Annotated in this window: 16 protein-coding genes and 2 riboswitches; of the genes, 6 read left to right on the top strand and 10 right to left on the bottom strand. The window is 73.1% G+C overall.

The genetic code is table 11. The features are described from left to right. Nucleotides 1-3: 3 nt before the first annotated feature. The 6 genes from O7609_RS19450 to O7609_RS19425 all read right to left on the bottom strand — a co-directional run bounded on the left by O7609_RS19450 (nucleotide 4) and on the right by O7609_RS19425 (nucleotide 6,492). On the bottom strand, nucleotides 4-957 hold the full coding sequence (locus tag O7609_RS19450) for an ABC transporter permease (protein ID WP_269735714.1): 954 nt from the start codon (nucleotides 955-957) through the stop codon (nucleotides 4-6). Further along, nucleotides 957-1,961 (bottom strand): ABC transporter permease, encoded by a 1,005-nt coding sequence (locus O7609_RS19445; RefSeq protein WP_269743968.1) that lies wholly within the window; start codon nucleotides 1,959-1,961, stop codon nucleotides 957-959. The genes O7609_RS19450 and O7609_RS19445 overlap by 1 nt, the downstream gene beginning before the upstream one ends. Nucleotides 1,962-2,061: 100 nt before the next feature. Then, nucleotides 2,062-3,732, bottom strand: a complete 1,671-nt coding sequence (locus O7609_RS19440; RefSeq protein ID WP_269735716.1) for an ABC transporter substrate-binding protein — start codon at nucleotides 3,730-3,732, stop codon at nucleotides 2,062-2,064. Nucleotides 3,733-3,949: 217 nt separating this feature from the next. Beyond that, the gene (locus tag O7609_RS19435; RefSeq protein WP_269743967.1) at nucleotides 3,950-4,720 is read right to left on the bottom strand and encodes an enhanced serine sensitivity protein SseB C-terminal domain-containing protein; all 771 of its coding nucleotides are present in this window, start codon (nucleotides 4,718-4,720) and stop codon (nucleotides 3,950-3,952) included. 166 nt (nucleotides 4,721-4,886) lie between these two features. Beyond that, nucleotides 4,887-5,717: an enhanced serine sensitivity protein SseB gene (locus O7609_RS19430; RefSeq protein ID WP_269735718.1), complete on the bottom strand. Its 831-nt coding sequence runs from the start codon at nucleotides 5,715-5,717 to the stop codon at nucleotides 4,887-4,889. 103 nt (nucleotides 5,718-5,820) lie between these two features. After that, nucleotides 5,821-6,492 carry an AAA family ATPase gene (locus tag O7609_RS19425; RefSeq protein ID WP_269735719.1) on the bottom strand — a complete coding sequence of 224 codons (672 nt, stop codon included), beginning with the start codon at nucleotides 6,490-6,492 and terminating at the stop codon, nucleotides 5,821-5,823. A 228-nt stretch (nucleotides 6,493-6,720) separates the two neighbouring features. Next, a riboswitch (glycine riboswitch) is annotated at nucleotides 6,721-6,839 on the top strand. Continuing rightward, nucleotides 6,840-6,955: riboswitch (glycine riboswitch) on the top strand. It begins immediately after the preceding riboswitch. Between the two features lie 27 nt (nucleotides 6,956-6,982). Between O7609_RS19425 and gcvT the strand changes: the two genes are divergently transcribed. From gcvT to O7609_RS19405, 4 genes are all read left to right on the top strand, one after another. Further along, the gene (gene gcvT / locus O7609_RS19420; RefSeq protein WP_269743966.1) at nucleotides 6,983-8,128 is read left to right on the top strand and encodes a glycine cleavage system aminomethyltransferase GcvT; all 1,146 of its coding nucleotides are present in this window, start codon (nucleotides 6,983-6,985) and stop codon (nucleotides 8,126-8,128) included. A 114-nt stretch (nucleotides 8,129-8,242) separates the two neighbouring features. Beyond that, nucleotides 8,243-8,623, top strand: coding sequence for a glycine cleavage system protein GcvH (gcvH, locus tag O7609_RS19415; protein WP_269743965.1), 381 nt, complete (start codon nucleotides 8,243-8,245; stop codon nucleotides 8,621-8,623). 30 nt (nucleotides 8,624-8,653) lie between these two features. Continuing rightward, nucleotides 8,654-9,928 carry a serine hydroxymethyltransferase gene (gene glyA, locus O7609_RS19410; protein WP_269743964.1) on the top strand — a complete coding sequence of 425 codons (1,275 nt, stop codon included), beginning with the start codon at nucleotides 8,654-8,656 and terminating at the stop codon, nucleotides 9,926-9,928. A gap of 177 nt (nucleotides 9,929-10,105) precedes the next feature. Next, entirely contained in the window at nucleotides 10,106-11,488 is a 1,383-nt protein-coding gene (locus O7609_RS19405; RefSeq protein WP_269743963.1) for an L-serine ammonia-lyase, read from the top strand. Between the two features lie 42 nt (nucleotides 11,489-11,530). Here the strand turns inward: O7609_RS19405 and O7609_RS19400 are convergent, their stop codons facing one another. The 4 genes from O7609_RS19400 to O7609_RS19385 form a co-directional block, all read right to left on the bottom strand. After that, on the bottom strand, nucleotides 11,531-11,713 hold the full coding sequence (locus O7609_RS19400; protein WP_269743962.1) for a hypothetical protein: 183 nt from the start codon (nucleotides 11,711-11,713) through the stop codon (nucleotides 11,531-11,533). A 129-nt stretch (nucleotides 11,714-11,842) separates the two neighbouring features. Further along, complete coding sequence (locus O7609_RS19395; RefSeq protein ID WP_269735725.1) at nucleotides 11,843-12,529, bottom strand: NADPH-dependent FMN reductase; 687 nt, start codon at nucleotides 12,527-12,529, stop codon at nucleotides 11,843-11,845. A 144-nt stretch (nucleotides 12,530-12,673) separates the two neighbouring features. After that, nucleotides 12,674-14,203, bottom strand: coding sequence for a glycerol-3-phosphate dehydrogenase/oxidase (locus O7609_RS19390; protein ID WP_269735726.1), 1,530 nt, complete (start codon nucleotides 14,201-14,203; stop codon nucleotides 12,674-12,676). Next, nucleotides 14,200-14,844: a TetR/AcrR family transcriptional regulator gene (locus O7609_RS19385; RefSeq protein ID WP_269735727.1), complete on the bottom strand. Its 645-nt coding sequence runs from the start codon at nucleotides 14,842-14,844 to the stop codon at nucleotides 14,200-14,202. The genes O7609_RS19390 and O7609_RS19385 overlap by 4 nt, the downstream gene beginning before the upstream one ends. Nucleotides 14,845-14,861: 17 nt before the next feature. On the opposite strand from O7609_RS19385, the gene O7609_RS19380 reads away from it, so the two are divergent. Together O7609_RS19380 and O7609_RS19375 are read left to right on the top strand one after the other, a co-directional pair. Beyond that, nucleotides 14,862-16,478, top strand: a complete 1,617-nt coding sequence (locus O7609_RS19380) for an FAD-binding oxidoreductase (RefSeq protein ID WP_269735728.1) — start codon at nucleotides 14,862-14,864, stop codon at nucleotides 16,476-16,478. Beyond that, entirely contained in the window at nucleotides 16,475-17,437 is a 963-nt protein-coding gene (locus O7609_RS19375) for a diacylglycerol kinase (protein ID WP_269743961.1), read from the top strand. Before O7609_RS19380 ends, O7609_RS19375 begins: the two co-directional genes overlap by 4 nt. Nucleotide 17,438: the final 1 nt, after the last annotated feature.

The following is a 17,438-nucleotide window of genomic DNA, read 5'->3' as shown; positions in this document are numbered from 1 at the left end:
TCATCAGCTCCGCAGTTTCGGGTCGAGGGCTTCGCGCATCGCCTCGCCCAGCAGGGTGAAGCCGAGGGCGGTGATGATGATGCCGAGCGCCGGGTAGACGGCCAGCATCGGCGCGGCGTCGAGGTAGTCCTGGGCCTGGGCCAGCATGACGCCCCACTCCGGCTGGGAGGCGTCGGGGTTGCCGAGCCCCAGGAAGGACAGCGCGGCGGCCTCGATGATGGCGGTGGCCAGGCTCAGCGTCGCCTGCACGATGACGGGGCTGAGCGAGTTGGGCAGGACGTGGCCGAGGGCGATCCGCCGCTTGCGCACTCCGAGCGACTGGGCCGCCAGCACGTAGTCGGAGCCGCCCTGGGCCAGCATCGCGCCGCGCAGCAGGCGGGCGAAGATGGGGATCTGCACCACACCCACCGCGATCATGACGGCCAGCAGCGACTGGCCCATCACGGCGGCGATGGAGACGGCCAGCAGCAGCGAGGGCAACGCGAGCATCATGTCGATGAAGCGCATGACCACGGTGTCGACGCGCTTGCCGACGGCGCCGCCGAGGGTGAGGGCCGCGCCGGAGGCGCCGCCGATGAGGGCGCCGACGGAGAGGCCGAGCAGGGTGGCGACGATGCCGACGAGCAGGGTCTGCCGCGCGCCCACCAGCATCCGGGAGAGTTCGTCCCGGGCGAGGTGGTCGAGCCCCAGCCAGTTCTCGCCGCGCGGGCCCACGAAGATGTTGCGGTTGGTGAAGACCTCACCGCGCCAGAGCTGCGCGGTCGGGTCGTAGGGCGCGATCCACGGGCCGATGACGGCCAGGACCAGGAACACGCTGATCACGGCGGCGCCGATGAGCGCCATCTTGCTGCGCCGCAGCCGGCGCATGGCCTCGACCCACAGGCTCTGCCCCGTGGTGGCCTCGCTGCTCGCGGTCAGCTCCGCGAGCCGGTCGATCTTGTCGGTCTTGGTGCTCATCAGTGCACCCGCACTCTCGGGTCGATGAGGCTGTACGCCAGATCGACCAGCAGGTTGATGATGACGTAGGCCAGGGCGATGAACATGATGAAGCCGACGAGCACGGGGTAGTCGCGCTGGTCGATGCCCGTCTTGATGAAGGAGCCGATGCCGCCGAACGCGAACACCGACTCGGTGAGCACGGCCCCGGAGAGCAGGCCGCCCGTCAGCAGGCCGATCGCGGTGACGACGGGGAGCAGGGCGTTGCGCATGACGTGCCGGCCGCGGACCACGCTCTGCTTGAGGCCCTTGGACTCGGCGGTGCGGACGTAGTCCTCGCCCAGGACCTCCAGCACGCTGGCCCGCGTCATGCGGGTGATGATCGCCAGCGGGATCGAGGCGAGGGCCAGGGCGGGCAGCACGAGGTGCCGCAGGGCGTCCCAGGAGGCGTCGAACTCACCGGTGAGCAGGCCGTCGAGGACGTAGAAACCGGTGACCTCGGTGGCGTCGATGCCGGTGGTCTGGCGGCCGTAGCTGGGGAACCAGCCCAGCTCGACGGCGAAGACCGCCTTGAGGATGTAGGCGAGGAAGAACACCGGGATGCAGATACCGACGAGGGAGCCGGAGACGGCGGTGACGTCCAGCCAGCCGCCGCGCCGCCGGGCGGCGAAGTAGCCGAGGGGGATGCCGGCCGCGACGGCGATCACCATGGCCGTGATGCCCAGTTCCACGGTGGCGGGGAAGGCGCGGGTGAACTCGTCCCACACCGGCTGTCCGGTCTGGGTCGACGTACCGAGGTCGAGCTGGCCGAGCCGCTCCAGGAAGCGCCAGTACTGCACCCACAACGGCTGGTCGAGACCGAGGGCCTTCTCGATCTGGGCCTTGTCGGCCGCCGTGGCTCTCTCGCCGAGGATGGCGGCGGCCGGTCCGCCCGGCAGCAGGCGGACCCAGACGAAGAGGAGGACCGACAGGCCCAACAGGGTGGGTATGAGCTGCAGCAGTCTGCGTACGACGAGACGCAACACCCCGCACTACCCCCTTTCTTGGGGTTCGAACTAGGGCTTGAGACGTGGTCCGCCCGGCCACGGGATGGGGTGGCCGGGCGGACCGCACGTGCTGGTGTGCTTACTTGAAGCTGACCTCGGCGAAGTTCTCCTGGGTCAGCGGGGAGGTCGTCGGCGGGTTCACGTTCTTGGCGAACGCGATCGACGGGGGCGAGGACGAGATCGGCACGCCCGGGATGTACTCCATGATCGCCTCGTTGGCCTTCTTGTAGAGCTCGACGCGCTTGGCGACGTCGGGCTCCGATCCGGCGGTCTTCACCGCGTCGAAGATGGCCGGCTCACGGAAGCCCCACTGCTCGTCGAAGCCGTTGAACCAGGTGCCGATGAAGTTGAAGCCATCGTTGAAGTCACCGGTCCAGCCGAGGATGTGCAGGGCGCAGGAACCCTTCTCGGTGGCGTCCAGGTAGTCGGGGGCCCAGGTCATGGGCTTCGGGTTGACCGTGATGCCCGCCTTCTCCAGGTCGGCCTTCATCAGCTCGAACATGTCGGCCGGGGCCGGCATGTACGGGCGGGTGACCTCGGTCGGGTAGCAGAAGTCGATCGTCAGATCCGACTCGCCCGCGTCGGCCAGCAGCTTCTTGGCCTTGTCGGTGCTGTGCTCGTAGGTCGCGACGTTCTCCGAGTAGCCGTCCACCGTGTCCGGCATGAACTGGGTGGCCGCGACACCGCCCTCGGGGAGCTGGGTGCTGACGATGTTCTCCCGGTCGATGGCGTGGGTGATCGCCTGCCGGACTTCCTTCTTCTTCAGGGCGTCGTTCCCGCCCTGCGACATCCCGAGGTAGAAGATGTTGAAGACGCCGCGGACCGGGACCTGGAAGCCCTTCTCCTCAAGACCGGAGACGTCCGAGGGCGCGACCAGGTCGTAGCCGTGGATGCCCTCGGCCTCCAGCGCCTGGCGGCGGGCGTTCTCCTCGGAGATGGTGCGGAAGACGAGCTTCTCGACACCGGCCTGCTCGCCCCAGTACTTGTCGAAGCGCTCCAGGGTGACTTCCTTGTTGCCCTTGTCCCACTCCTTGATGCGGAACGGGCCGGTGCCGGCGACGGTGCCGGCCTCCTGGCTGTACTTCGGGTACTTGATGGCGTCACCCTCGCCGCTGGCGGCCTCCTTCTCGTAGGCCTCGATGGCCTTCGGCGAGTGGATGGCCAGCGCCTGGAGGGAGAAGCCGCCCGGGAGGTTGGCGGAGGCCTCGTGCACCGAGATGACGGCGGTGAGCTCGTCCTCGGCGGTGCAGCCCTTGTAGTTGGGCTCGGCGGTGTCCTCGCTCTCGTTCTTCGCGAAGCCGCCCATGATGGTCTGCCAGTAGTAGGAGACCGCCTTGTTCTGGTACGTACCGGTCCAGTTGAACCAGTGGTCGTAGTTGGCGCAGACGGCCTCGGCCGTCAGCTTCTCGCCGTCGTGGAACTCGACGCCGTCGCGGAGGTTGAACGTCCACTCGGTGCCGGCGTCGTTGCTCTCCCACGACTCCGCCAGGCCGCCGACGAGCTTGGAACCGCCCGGCTCGTGCTCGATCAGCGCCTCGAAGGCCTGCCGGGTGACGCGGAACGTCTCACCGTCGCTGGCCAGTGCCGGGTCCAGGGACGAGGGGTCGCCCGGGGCGCCGAAGACGAACGTTCCGCCGCCCTCGCCGTTGCCGCCGTCGTCGTCCCGCTCGCTGGCACATCCGGCCGTTATCAGTCCGACCGCTAGGGTGGCCGCGATCGCCTTGACGACCCTGGATCTGGTTTTACGCATCGTCCACCTCAGGGGTCTGGTGGTGCAACAGATTCTGGTCGCCCGCACATTACTGTGCATCCATAGAGGTGTGAACCGTCCGCATGCCGGTGATACCGAGCTGAGACCAGCCCTCGGGGGCGGGGCACGGCGGCGTATGGGGCGATACGCCGCACCGCGTCGACAGCCGCTCGAAAGGCGCCCCACGGGCGCAAATGCGTACAGGTCCAGCGGCTTGTCAGCGAGCGTGCGGGTAGCCGTACCCGCGGGCGGAAGGGCCCGCCGCCACCGCGGCGTCGCGGTCGAAGAACGGGCGGGAGTTGGCGTGCAGCCACATCGCCACGGGCTCGTGCGCGTCGGACATGGTGACGACGGAGACGGGCAGCCCGGGCGGCAGCGCACCGGCGGCCTGACGGACCACCGCGAGCCCGGTGTGCGCGGCGCCGGGGCCCGGCTCGTACACGTCGACGCCGATGGCCAGGAAGGCCGCGCCGACCGCCGGGCGGACCCAGGCGCGGCGCAGGCTGCGCACGGCGGGGGTGCGCTGGGCGTGGTGGGTGAGCTGGGCGTAGAACTGCGGGGCGCGCACGGTGGGCTCGCTGATGTGGAGCGGCCCCGCGGCCAGCCGGTCCAGCCCGCCCGCGACGCGGCGCAGGTCCGGCCAGGGGACGCCGAGCCCGCCGCCGGGGGCGTGCGGGTCGAGCCACAGGCCGATGCGGTGCGGGTAGAGGGCCGCGGCGACGTCCCGTCCGGTGGCCGAGGTGTGGCCGCGGGCCCAGCCGCTGGCGTGCAGTTCCTGGGGCGAGGTCACACAGGGGACGTAGGGGTGGCCCGCCACGTCCATGCGCGCGTAGTGCGCTTCCGGGTCGTCCGCCGCGCCGTCCCACAGCAGCGGCCACACCGGGGCGTCGGCGAGGGCGTGCAGCAGTGCCTCGTAGCGGTCGTACCTGTCGTCCCGGCCGGGCGACACCTGGCGCAGCAGCCCCTTGACGCTCTCACCCGCGCTCACGTCCGCCGCCCTTCTCCGCTCTCGTCCGTGCTCCGGGCACCGGCGAGCGCCCCCTTGAGGTATCCAATCACCTTACGAGCCAGAGGTGGCAGGTCCGGGACTACTCAGCCGTGCCGTGCCGCGCCCGGCCCGGCGGGACCGCCCCTCCTCAGGCCGACGGGGCAGTCTACTCAGGGGCGCGTGAGTAGAAGGGACGCACGCACTCGCGGAGCCAGCCCACGACCGGGTCCTGCGGGGCTGCGTCGAGGAAGACGAGCTGCACGGGCCAGCGCACCGCGTGCACGCCCAGGACCCCGGCCACGGCGTCGTGGGTGGCCTGCCGGGCCTCGGGCTCCAGCAGGTCCAGCTCGACGCCGACGAACAGCGCGGGCGGGTCGCCCTCGGCGCTGGCCAGCCCGCGGCGGGCGCTGTGGATCTGGGGCAGAGCGGCGAACTGGGCGGCGACGGCGGAGAGGAAGTCGACCGGATCGTCCTGCCAGTCCGGCTCGAAGAGGCGCACCCGGGCGCCGCTCGGCGTGCCGGGGACGCCTTCGGTTCCGCCCTCGCGGCACAGCAGCGCCACGGCCTCGGGCGGCAGGGGGGCGCCGACGACGCCCTCGGGGTTGATCGCGACGCCGACGTGCGGGGGCAGGCCGCGGGCGAACTCCCGGGCCGGGACGACGGCGAAGTTCATCGGCACCCGCACGCACTGGTGGAACTGCTGCTCGGAGCTGTAGACGGGCACGAAGACCGCGCCGCCGTCCAGCTCGATCGTCGGCAGGTCCACGTCACGGCTGTCCGGGCCGCCGCCCTCCGGCAGCGGCACCCACAGGCTGCTGCGCCCCAGGACCTCCATCAGCCGGGCCCCGGCGCCGGGGCTGCCCACGGCGGCCGCGAGCGTCTCCTCCAGTTCGTTGCCGGGCCAGCCGCCGCCGTGCCCGGGCCCGGAGTGCGGGGGTGGCGCTGGAGCGTGCGGCGTCCCCGGCCGGGGCTGCCCTGACTGCGGCGGAACGGTCATGGCTGCACCTTACTGTCGGCGTCCCGCGGCCCCGGCGGCAGGCGGGTGATCTTCGGCCTCCGGGTGCGCGGCCCGGCCACCGGGGCTCCCCGGTGCCCCGGAATCAGTCGCGAGGGCCGTGCAGGGCGTCGGTGTAGGAACGGTCGACGATGAGCGCCGCGTCGCAGGCCACGGGCAGGCGGCCCGCCTCCAGCTCGGCCAGCAGCCTGCCCGTGGCACGCCGGTGCCGTGCGAAGGCGTAGGGGGAGACCGTCCGGCCGCGTTCGGCCTGTCCGTCCAGCGCGGTGCCGGGGGACACGTCGAGGACGACCAGGTGCAGCCGCACGCCGCGCCGCCGTGCGTCGCGGGCGAGCCAGCGCCGCACCCAGGGGAGGTTGCCGCAGTCGTGGACGACCACCCCCGAGCCGCCGGCGAGCGCGCGGCGCAGCCGCCGGTAGTGGTCGATCCGCACCGCGGGGCGGTACAGGGCGTACGGCAGCCAGCGCGGCACGCGGCGCTCCCACAGCTCGCGGACCTCCTGCGAGTCCACCGCGACGGCGTCCTCGGAGCGCGCCGTCAGGGCGCGGATGAGGGTGGACTTGCCGCTGCCGGGCAGCCCGGAGACGACCACCCGGTCGCCGCCGGGGAAGGTCACGGGGAGCGCGCGGGCCGGGGCCCGCAGATCCCGGACGGTGGCGGGGACGCGCTCACGCGGGGGCGCGGCAGGCTGCCGCGGCACCCCGACCACGGCGGGGCAGGGCTGGGCTGGGCCGAACCCGGGTTCGTTCCGGATCATGCCGCTTCTCCCTCCCGGGGCCCCGCGCTCGGCGCGGCGCTCCTGTGCGGCCCTTCCTGTACAGCCTTCCCTACGCAGCATCTCCTATGATGACCGCCCGCCACGCTGCGGTTCCCTCCGGCTACGGTGCGACCCGAACGCGGACCTTTTCCCGCGGGCCTCACGGGTGGCTGGTTCGGGCACGATTTCGCGTGCAATGATGTGCCCGCGAACTTCATACCGGCCGTTCGAGCACGCGCGGGAGAGTCTCCGCATTCTGGTCACCGGGGCACCGGTCGCCGGATGGGGGGCGCCGAAGGAGCAAGTCCTCCCTTGAATCTCTCAGGCCCCGATACCGCGCGAGCGAGGCAGATCTGAAAAGCGGGCGGGCTCCGGATCTCCGGGCCGTCCCACCGAAGGTGCAAGCCGTGGCCCGAATGGGCCTGCGGCGAACCTCTCAGGTTCCGATGACAGATGGGGAGGACGTGTCCGCCCTGCCTGGGAGCCCTGAATGTCTGACGCCCTGCCTGAGAACGCCCAGCCCCGACGAACCGCCCTCGACGCCGTCCACCGCGCGCTGGGGGCGACGATGACCGACTTCGCCGGCTGGGACATGCCGCTGCGCTACGGCAGCGAGCGTGACGAGCACCACGCCGTCCGCACCCGCGCCGGTCTCTTCGACCTCTCCCACATGGGCGAGATCACCGTCACCGGCCCGCAGGCCGGTGAACTGCTGGACCACGCCCTCGTCGGCTTCCTCTCGGCGCTGAAACCGGGCCGCGCCCGCTACACCATGATCTGCGACGAGAACGGCGGCATCCTGGACGACCTGATCGTCTACCGGCTGGCCGAGGACGCCTTCATGGTCGTGGCCAACGCCTCGAACGCCCAGGTCGTGCTGGACGCGCTGACCGAGCGGCAGGCCGGGTTCGACGCCGCCGTGCGGGACGACCGGGACGCCTACGCGCTGCTGGCCGTCCAGGGCCCGAAGGCCCACGGCATCCTCGCCTCGCTCACCGACGCCGACCTGGAGGGCCTGAAGTACTACGCCGGGCTGCCCGGGACCGTCGCCGGGGCGTCCGCGCTCATCGCCCGCACCGGCTACACCGGCGAGGACGGCTTCGAGCTGTTCGTCGCCCCCGAGCACGCGGAGAAGCTGTGGCAGGCCCTGCTGGGGGCCGGGGAGGGCGAGGGCCTGGTGCCCTGCGGCCTGTCCTGCCGCGACACCCTGCGTCTGGAGGCGGGCATGCCGCTGTACGGGAACGAGCTGACCCGCGCCACCACGCCCTTCGACGCCGGTCAGGGCCGGGTGGTGAAGTTCGAGAAGACGACGAACGGGGGCCGCTTCGTCGGCCGCGAGGCCCTGGAGGCCGCCGCTTCGAGGGCCGCCGCCGCCCCGCCGCGGGTGCTGGTCGGGCTGGTGGCCGAGGGCCGGCGCGTGCCCCGCACGGGCTTCACCGTGGTCGCCGCCGACGGCACGCCGATCGGCGAGGTCACCTCCGGCGCACCCTCCCCCACCCTGGGCAAGCCGATCGCCATGGCCTACGTGGACGCCGCGCACGCGGCGCCGGGCACGACGGGCGTGTCCGTCGACATCCGCGGCAAGCAGGAGCCGTACGCCGTCGTGGCGCTGCCCTTCTACAAGCGGGAACGCTGAGCGTCGCACCGCTCACCGCTTTTTCCCCCTTCCCCCGTCCCCCTTTCCCCCCTCGGCCTGTGCCACCTTTCCCCTGTGCCACCCGCCCCACCGTCATCCGGGAGAATCCACACCATGAGCAACAATCCTGAGCAGCTCCGTTACAGCAAGGAGCACGAGTGGCTGTCGGCCGCCGAGAACGGCGTCGCCACGGTGGGCATCACCGAACACGCGTCCAGCGCCCTCGGTGACGTCGTCTACGTCGACCTGCCCGAGGTGGGTGACACCGTGACCGCCGGCGAGACCTGCGGTGAGCTGGAGTCCACGAAGTCGGTCAGTGACCTGTACTCGCCGGTCAGTGGCGAGGTCGTGGAGGCCAACCAGGACGTCGTGGACGACCCGAGCCTCGTCAACAGCGCGCCCTTCGAGGGCGGCTGGCTCTTCAAGGTGCGCGTCACCGGCGAGCAGGACGACCTGCTCTCGGCGGACGAGTACACCGCGTACACCGCCGGCTGATCCCCTCCCGACCCGGACGGACACATTTCCATGTCGCTTCTGAACAGTTCCCTCCACGAGGTGGACCCGGACGTCGCCGCCGCCGTCGACGCCGAGCTCCACCGCCAGCAGTCCACCCTGGAGATGATCGCCTCCGAGAACTTCGCTCCGGTGGCGGCCCTCGAAGCCCAGGGCTCGGTCCTGACCAACAAGTACGCGGAGGGCTACCCGGGCCGCCGCTACTACGGCGGCTGCGAGCACGTCGACGTCGTCGAGGACATCGCCCGGGAGCGGATCAAGGCGCTGTTCGGCGCCGAGGCCGCGAACGTCCAGCCGCACTCCGGCGCCTCCGCCAACGCGGCGGCGATGTTCGCCCTGCTCAAGCCCGGCGACACCATCATGGGCCTGGACCTGGCCCACGGTGGCCACCTCACGCACGGGATGCGGATCAACTTCTCCGGCAAGCTCTACAACGTCGTCGCGTACCACGTGGACGCTGAGACGGGGCTCGTCGACATGGAGGAGGTCGAGCGCCTCGCGCAGGAGCACAAGCCCAAGCTGATCATCGCGGGCTGGTCCGCCTACCCGCGGCAGCTGGACTTCGCCGCCTTCCGCCGGATCGCGGACGCCACCGAGGCGCTGCTCATGGTGGACATGGCGCATTTCGCGGGCCTGGTCGCGGCCGGGCTGCACCCCAATCCGGTGCCCTACGCCGACGTCGTCACCACCACGACGCACAAGACGCTCGGCGGCCCGCGCGGTGGCGTGATCCTGTCCAGGCAGGAGCACGCCAAGAAGATCAACTCCGCGGTCTTCCCCGGTCAGCAGGGCGGTCCGCTGGAGCACGTCATCGCGGCCAAGGCGGTCTCGTTCAAGATCGCGGCGAGCGAGGAGTTCAAGGAGCGCCAGGAGCGTACGCTGGCGGGGGCGAAGCTGCTCGCCGAGCGGCTGACCCGGCCGGACGCCGTCGAGGCGGGCGTCGCGGTGCTCTCCGGGGGCACCGACGTGCACCTCGTGCTGGTCGATCTGCGCGACAGCGAGCTCGACGGCCAGCAGGCGGAGGACCGGCTGCACGAGATCGGCATCACCGTCAACCGCAACGCGGTGCCCAACGACCCGCGTCCGCCGATGGTCACGTCGGGGCTGCGCATCGGCACCCCGGCGCTGGCCACCCGCGGCTTCGGCGAGGACGACTTCCGCGAGGTCGCCGACGTCATCGCCGAGGCGCTGCTGCCGGACTTCGACGAGGCCAAGGCCAAGGCGCTCGCCGCCCGGGTGACGGCGCTCGCCGAGAAGCACCCGCTGTACCCGGGTCTGGGCAGGTAACCCGGACCCGCCGGGACGCCGCACGGCACCCCGTGCGGCGTCCCGGCGCCACCGTCCGCACAACGCTCCACCCACGAGCGTGGGGCACCGCCCGAGCTCCCCGGCACCGCCGAACACCTCCCGGCGCCGTCCGGGGAGCCGGGAAGATCCCCCGTACCGGGAAAGGGAGTCCGCCCCATGGCCATCTCCGTCTTCGACCTGTTCTCCATCGGCATCGGCCCGTCCTCCTCGCACACCGTCGGCCCGATGCGCGCGGCACGCATGTTCGCCGGCCGGCTGAAGAACGACGGGGTGCTGGCGCAGACCGCCTCCGTCCGCGCCGAGCTCTTCGGCTCGCTCGGCGCGACCGGGCACGGCCACGGCACGCCGAAGGCCGTCCTGCTCGGCCTGGAGGGCCACTCCCCCCGCACCGTGGACGTGGCCCGGGCCGACGCCTGGGTGGAGCGGGTGCGCAGCGAGCGCGCCCTGCGGCTGCTCGGCACCGAGATAGGCGACGCGCACGAGATCGCCTTCGACGCCGACACCGATCTGATCCTGCACCGTCGGCGCTCCCTCCCCTACCACGCCAACGGCATGACCCTCTTCGCCTACGACGCCGAGGGCCGGCCTCTGCTGGAGAAGACCTACTACTCGGTCGGCGGCGGCTTCGTCGTCGACGAGGACGCGGTCGGCGAGGACCGCATCAAGCTGGACGACACCGTCCTGCGCTACCCGTTCCGAACCGGCGACGAGCTGCTGCGGCTCACCCGCGAGACGGGTCTGTCGATCTCCGCGCTGATGCTGGAGAACGAGAAGGCGTGGCGCACCGAGGAGGAGATCCGGGCCGGGCTGCTGGAGATCTGGCAGGTCATGCGGGAGTGCGTGGCGCGCGGCAGCACGCAGGAGGGCATCCTGCCCGGCGGGCTGAAGGTGCGCCGCCGGGCCGCGACGACGGCCCGCCAGCTCCGTGCCGAGGGCGACGCCCAGGCGCACGCCATGGAGTGGGTGACCCTCTACGCGATGGCGGTCAACGAGGAGAACGCGGCCGGCGGGCGCGTCGTGACCGCCCCGACCAACGGCGCCGCCGGGATCATCCCGGCCGTGCTGCACTACTACGTGAACTTCGTCCCGGGCGCGGACGACGAGGGCGTGGTCCGCTTCCTGCTCGCCGCCGGCGCGATCGGCATGCTGTTCAAGGAGAACGCCTCGATCTCCGGCGCCGAGGTCGGCTGCCAGGGCGAGGTGGGCTCCGCCTGCTCGATGGCGGCCGGCGGCCTCGCGGAGGTGCTGGGCGCCAGCCCCGAGCAGATGGAGAACGCCGCCGAGATCGGCATCGAGCACAACCTGGGCCTGACCTGCGACCCGGTCGGCGGCCTGGTGCAGATCCCCTGCATCGAGCGCAACGGCATGGCGGCCGTCAAGGCCGTGACCGCCGCGCGGATGTCCCTGCGCGGCGACGGCCGCCACCACGTCTCGCTGGACAAGGCCATCAAGACGATGAAGGACACCGGCGCCGACATGAGCGTCAAGTACAAGGAGACCGCCCGCGGCGGCCTCGCGGTGAACATCATCGAGTGCTGAGCGGATGGCCCCTGACCAGCGCGTTCGCATCTTTCAGCGCTGTCAGGGCCACCTCTGCCCCTGCGAGCGGAAGGTCCCTGGAACCTTCCAGTCCTCGACACGGAAGGTCATCGCGTGGGAGACCCTCGCCGGATCGGACGGCGGGGCGAAGAACACACCCGGCTTGTCCGGCGTCGGCCCGCCGCCGGTGACCAGCAGCAGCCACGTCCCCGCCAGCCGCAGCACGACACTGGTGCCGCCTTACTCCCGGACGGACTCGGCGCCGACGACGTCCCGGTAGAAGGCGTGGGAACGGTCCAGGTCCCCGACGACCAGGATATGGGTCAGCTCCACACCGGAGGGGAACGCCATCCCTCAGCCCTCGGCGCGCAGTGTCACGGGGGCGTCGGAGCGGTCGCCGGGGAACTCGTACCAGCGGTGCCGGAGTGCGGGGTAGCGCACGTCGGCCTCGACGAGTTCGAGAAAGCAGTCCACCGTGGACGTGAGCCGCTCCTGCAGCCCCTGGTCGTGGAGGTCGCCGCTCTCCGCGAAGGCCTGATGCGCCTCGGCCAGGCTGAACATGTCCGGGTAGACACGCGCACCGAGATGCTCCAGTGGGACACGCAGCGCCCACAGGCCCCGGTTGCCCCCGACCAGCGAGGGAGAGGCGGAGACCAGGAGGGTCTGCTTGTCCTTGAACGGCTGTGGGCGGAACCGGGAGACCCAGTCCACGGCGTTCTTCACCACGCCGGGCACCGACGCGTTGTACTCGGGGGAGGCGATGACCATCGCGTCCGCCTGCCGGATCCGGTCGCGGAGCACCGCCGCCGGCTCCGGGGGCCCGTGGGCGGCCTCGTCGTCGCCGTCGTAGACCGGCAGGACGGTGTCACGGACGGTCGCGAACTCCGTTTCGACACCCCTCCGGGCGACGAGACGCGCCGTCAGACGGGCAAGGCGGGAGTTCACCGAAGCCTCGCGGGAGGACCCGGACAGCACGAAAACCCGCAGGGGCTCGTGGGACGAGCCGTCCGCGCCGTCGGGCGGAGCGGACGGTGACGTCATGCCGGCCCGCCCCTCCTGCGGGGCAACGGGGGTGTCTGGGCTCTCCACCTGCCGCAGCGTAGTGCTGGGCCGGGTGTCGCGGACACCCGCCACGCCGGACAGCGGCGCGGCTCCAGCAGGCCGTCAACTGCTCGCACACGACGCTCATCCGTCCTCCGTCAGGAGAGCGCGGGCGACGGCCCGGGCTGCCTCGCGGTCCTCGGGGACCAGGGCGATGCGGGTGCGGCGTTCGAGGAGGTCGGCCTCGTCGAGGGCGCCCTCGTGGCGGACGGCGAAGCGCAGCTCGGCCCCGGTGACCCCGGCGGCGACGGGGTTGAGGAGTTCGGGCCGGCCCGCCGCCTCGGCGAGGACGGCCGGGGCCTCTGTGCCGTAGCGCGCCACCAGGCGGGCGGGCACGCCCGCCGGCCCGGCGGGCGTGCCCGCGCCGACGAGCGGAAGGTTGCGGGTACGGCAGGGCCGCACCGGGAGGGCGGCATTGGCGGCGGCGGTGTCGACGGCGTCCTCGGCCATGCGCCGGTAGGTGGTGAGCTTGCCGCCGACGACGGTGATCACCCCGTCCGCCGAGGTGAGGACGGCGTGCCGGCGGGAGAGATCGGCGGTGTCACCGCCGCGGGCCCGGAGCAGGGGGCGCAGCCCGGCGAAGGTCCCCAGGACGTCGGCGCGGGTCAGCGGGCGGGCCAGGACGGTGTTGACGGCGTCGAGGAGGAAAGTGACGTCGTCCTCGGGCGCGCGGGGCACGTCCGGGACCGGGCCGTCCTGGGGCTCGTCGGTCAGCCCGGCGTAGACGCGGCCGTCCGGCTGCGGGAGGACGAGGGCGAAGCGGCCCCGGCCCCGGGGGACGGGGATGGTGAGGGCGCTGCGGAGGCCTCCGAAGGCCTCCCCGGGCAGGACGAGGTGGCTGCCGCGGCTGGGGCTCAGCCGCACGTCGGGCACGAGCTGCCCGGCCCAGACGCCGGTGGCGTTGACGACGGCGCTGGCCCGGAGCTCCAGCCGCTCTCCGGTCAGCTCGTCGCGCAGGACGGCGCCGTCGCCGCGCAGCTGCTCGGCGCCGCAGCGGGTGAGGACGCGGGCGCCGTGCCCGGCGGCGGTCCGGGCGAGGGCCACGACGAGCCGCGCGTCGTCGACGAGCTGGCCGTCGTGGGCGAGGTGACCGCCGCGCAGCCCCTCGGGGCGCAGTCCGGGGGCGAGGTCGAGGGCGCGGCGGCGGGAGACGCGGCGGGCGGCGGGGAGGGTGCGCCCGGGGGTGCCCGCGCTGAGCCGCAGCGCGTCGCCGAGGAGGAAGCCGGCGCGCAGGACGGCCGAGTCGAGGCGGCCGACGGCGTCGTGGAGCGGCAGCAGCATGGGCAGGGCGCGGACGAGGTGCGGCGCGGTGCGGGTGATGAGGAGGTGCCGTTCGCGGGCGCTCTCGTGGGCGATGCCGAGCTGGCCGGTGGCGAGGTAGCGCAGGCCGCCGTGGACGAGCTTGGAGCTCCAGCGGCTGGTGCCGAAGGCCAGGTCGTGCTTCTCGGCGAGGACGACGCTCAGGCCGCGGGACGCGGCGTCGAGGGCGATGCCGGCGCCGGTGACGCCGCCGCCGACGACGAGGAGGTCGACGTGCGGGCGCTCGCCGAGTGCGTGGAGTTCGCGGGTGCGCCGGGCGGCGTTGAGGGAGGTGCGGGGATCGGGCGTGTTCACGGGGTGCCCTCCTCGGGGCGGAGGTAGGCGTCGAGCATGTGGCGCAGTTCGGCGGCGAGCCGCGCCTCCGGCAGGACGTCGTCGACCAGTCGCCAGGACTGGACGGTGCTCTGGACGACGAGCATGACCATGCGGGCCAGCTCGGCCGGTTCTCCGGCGCGGATGGAGCCGTCCGCCTGCCCGGCGCGCACCTGCTCGCCGACGAACTCCAGGGCGTGGCGCTGGCTGGAGCCGAGGCGCTGGAAGGTGTAGGTGACCAGCAGCTCCGGCTCGGTGTCGAGGATGCGGGCGAGCAGGGCGTGGTGGCGCAGCGCGCGGACGATGTGGGCGGCTCCGGCGACGAGCCGGGTGCGGCCGTCGTGTCCCTCGGCGGTGGCGTGCGGGACGGCGGCGAGCAGGACGGTGCGCATCTCCCGGGTCAGGAGGTCGCCGACGAGGGTGTCGACGTCCCGCCAGCGGCGGTAGATGGTCGGCCGGCTCACTCCGGCACGCCGGGCGATGTCGGTGAGGGTGAGGCGGCGCAGCCCGAACGTGGCGATGGACTCGCGCGCCGCGTCCAGCAGCGTGTCCGCCAGCGGGTCGGCCGCCGGCTCGCCGTTCTGCTCGTCCACCCCGTCAGCCGAGTTACTGATTGACATCATGTGCAACACTGTAACGCATGACGGAACCCACCCACCGCGTCGGCGCGAACACCGACATGTCATGGAACGCCTGGGGCGACCCCGCGCAGGCCACCTCCCTGCCCGAGTCCGTGCGCGGACTCGTCGGCGAGGTGCTCGGCGCCCCGCTGCGCCCGAGCCCGGGCGTCGAGGCGGAGGAGCTCGTCCTGCGGCCCTGCGCCCTGCCCGACGCGGCCCGCGCCGCGCTGGAGTCCGTGCTCGGCGCCGAGCACGTCCGCACCGACGACGACGCCCGCGTCCTGCACACCGGCGGCAAGAGCACACCCGACCTGCTACGCCGCCGGGCCGGGGACGTCGAGGCCGCGCCCGACGCCGTCCTGCTCCCCGCCGACCACGCCGAGGTCGAGTCCGTGCTGCGGGCCTGCGCCGAGCACGCCGTCGCCGTCGTGCCCTTCGGCGGCGGCACCAGCGTCGTCGGCGGAGTGGAGCCCCTGCGCGGGCGGTTCGGCTCCGTCGTCGCGCTCGACCTGCGCCGCCTGGACCGGCTCGTGGACGTGGACGACGTCGCCCGCACCGCGACCCTCCAGGCGGGCCTGCGCACCCCGCGGGCCGAGGAACTGCTCGCCGCGCACGGCCTCACCCTCGGCCACCAGCCGCAGAGCTACGCGTACGCCACCATCGGCGGCTACGCGGCCACCCGCTCCTCCGGCCAGTCCTCGGCCGGGTACGGCCGCTTCGAGGCGATGGTGCTCAGCCTGCGGGTGGCCACGCCCAGCGGCACCCTCGACCTGGGCCGCTCCCCCGGCAGCGCCGCGGGCCCCGACCTGCGCCAGCTCCTCCTCGGTTCCGAGGGCACCCTCGGCGTCATCACGGAGGTGACGCTCCGTGTGCGCCCCCGCCCCGCCGAACAGCTCGACGAGGCCTGGTCCTTCCCCGACTTCGCCACCGGCACCGCGGCCCTGCGGGCCGTGGCCCAGAGCGGCGTGCGGCCCACGCTCGTGCGGCTGTCCGACGAGACGGAGACGTTCGTCAACTCCGCGCTCTCCGGTGAGGAGGCCGTGCCCGGCTGCCTCGCCGTGATCGCCCACGAGGGGGAGGCCGGGCAGGTGGCCGCCCTGCGGGAGCTGACCGCCGCCACCCTGCGGGCCGCGGGCGGCACCGAGCTGGGCACCGGCCCCGTCGCGCACTGGCGGCACAGCCGCTACTCGGGCCCCTACCTGCGCGACGCCCTGCTGCGTGCGGGCGTCCTGGCCGAGACGCTGGAGACGGCCACCACCTGGTCCAGGCTGCCGAGGCTGCGGCAGGCCGTCACCGAGGCCCTCACCGGCACGCTCACCACCGACGGCAAGCCGCCCGTCGTGAACTGCCACATCTCGCACGTCTACCCCGAGGGCGCCTCGCTGTACTTCACCGTCGTCGCGGCGGCCGGGGACGACCCGCTGGCCCGGTGGCTGCGGGCCAAGCGCTCGGCGGGGGACGCGATCGCCGCCTGCGGCGCTACCATCAGCCACCACCACGCCGTCGGCGCCGACCACCTGCCGTGGATGGAGGCCGAGATCGGCGGACTCGGACTGGAGGTGCTGCGAGCCGTGAAGGGCGTCCTGGACCCGACGGGCATGCTCAACCCCGGCAAACTGATCCCGGAGCGGCCGTGAGCGCGCCCGGGCCCGGCGGGCGCGTCCCGGGACGGGTCACGGTCCTGGTCAACCCGGCCTCCGGCGGGCGCACGGGCGAGCAGATCGCCGCAGCGGCGGGCCGCCGGGTCCTGCGTGCCGGGGTCGAGGTCGACGTCGTCGCCGGACGGAACGCGGAGGAGGCCAGGGCCAGGGCCAGGGCGTGCGTCGAGGCCGGGGCCGACGTGCTGGCCGTCGCCGGCGGGGACGGCATGGTCCACCTCGCCCTCCAGGAGGTGGCGGGCACCCGCACCGCCCTGGCCGTCCTGCCCGCCGGCACCGGCAACGACTTCGCCCGCGTCCTCGGCATACCCCGCAAGGACCCGCTCGCGGCGGCCGAGGCGCTGCTCGGCGGCGTCCGCCGCACGATCGACCTGGGCCGCGTCACCGGGCCCGGCGGCGCGGACGGCCCGGGCCACTGGTTCGGCACCGTGATGACCAGCGGCTTCGACTCGCTGGTGCTGGAGCGCGCCAACCGCATGCGCTGGCCGCGCGGCCAGGCCCGCTACCGGCTGGCCATCCTCGCCGAACTGGGCGTCCTGCGGCCCCGCCCCTTCGTCCTGGAGATGGACGGCCGGCGCGAGGAGGTGGAGGCCACGCTGATTGCCGTGGGCAACACGACGACATACGGCGGCGGCATGCCGATTTGCCCGCACGCGGTACCCGACGACGGGCGGCTGTCCGTCACCGTCGTCCCCGCCCTGAGCCGGGCCAAGCTCGTGCGCTACTTCCCGCTGATGCAGAGCGGCGGCCATGTCGAGCGGCCGGACGTGCGCACCTTCCACACCCGCGGTCTCACACTGGAGACGGCCGACATGCTCGCCACGGCCGACGGCGAACCGCTCACACGGCTGCCGGTGCGGGTGGAGGCGGTACCCGGCGCCGTCGACGTCATCGTGCCCGCGTCCGGCGCGAGACGGGATGTCGGTGCGGGCGGCTAGC

Origin of the sequence: Streptomyces sp. WMMC1477, from assembly GCF_027460245.1 — a bacterium.
Lineage (GTDB): Bacteria > Actinomycetota > Actinomycetes > Streptomycetales > Streptomycetaceae > Streptomyces.
This window is presented reverse-complemented; position numbering and strand designations above follow the sequence as displayed.

Bases quoted from the DNA above. Each gene is read 5' to 3' on its own strand.
- O7609_RS19450 (WP_269735714.1), bottom strand. From the start codon at position 957: ATGAGCACCAAGACCGACAAGATCGACCGGCTCGCGGAGCTGACCGCG.
- O7609_RS19440 (WP_269735716.1), bottom strand. From the start codon at position 3,732: ATGCGTAAAACCAGATCCAGGGTCGTCAAGGCGATCGCGGCCACCCTA.
- O7609_RS19430 (WP_269735718.1), bottom strand. From the start codon at position 5,717: ATGACCGTTCCGCCGCAGTCAGGGCAGCCCCGGCCGGGGACGCCGCAC.
- O7609_RS19425 (WP_269735719.1), bottom strand. From the start codon at position 6,492: ATGATCCGGAACGAACCCGGGTTCGGCCCAGCCCAGCCCTGCCCCGCC.
- gcvT (WP_269743966.1), top strand. From the start codon at position 6,983: ATGTCTGACGCCCTGCCTGAGAACGCCCAGCCCCGACGAACCGCCCTC.
- gcvH (WP_269743965.1), top strand. From the start codon at position 8,243: ATGAGCAACAATCCTGAGCAGCTCCGTTACAGCAAGGAGCACGAGTGG.
- glyA (WP_269743964.1), top strand. From the start codon at position 8,654: ATGTCGCTTCTGAACAGTTCCCTCCACGAGGTGGACCCGGACGTCGCC.
- O7609_RS19405 (WP_269743963.1), top strand. From the start codon at position 10,106: ATGGCCATCTCCGTCTTCGACCTGTTCTCCATCGGCATCGGCCCGTCC.
- O7609_RS19395 (WP_269735725.1), bottom strand. From the start codon at position 12,529: ATGACGTCACCGTCCGCTCCGCCCGACGGCGCGGACGGCTCGTCCCAC.
- O7609_RS19385 (WP_269735727.1), bottom strand. From the start codon at position 14,844: ATGATGTCAATCAGTAACTCGGCTGACGGGGTGGACGAGCAGAACGGC.
- O7609_RS19380 (WP_269735728.1), top strand. From the start codon at position 14,862: ATGACGGAACCCACCCACCGCGTCGGCGCGAACACCGACATGTCATGG.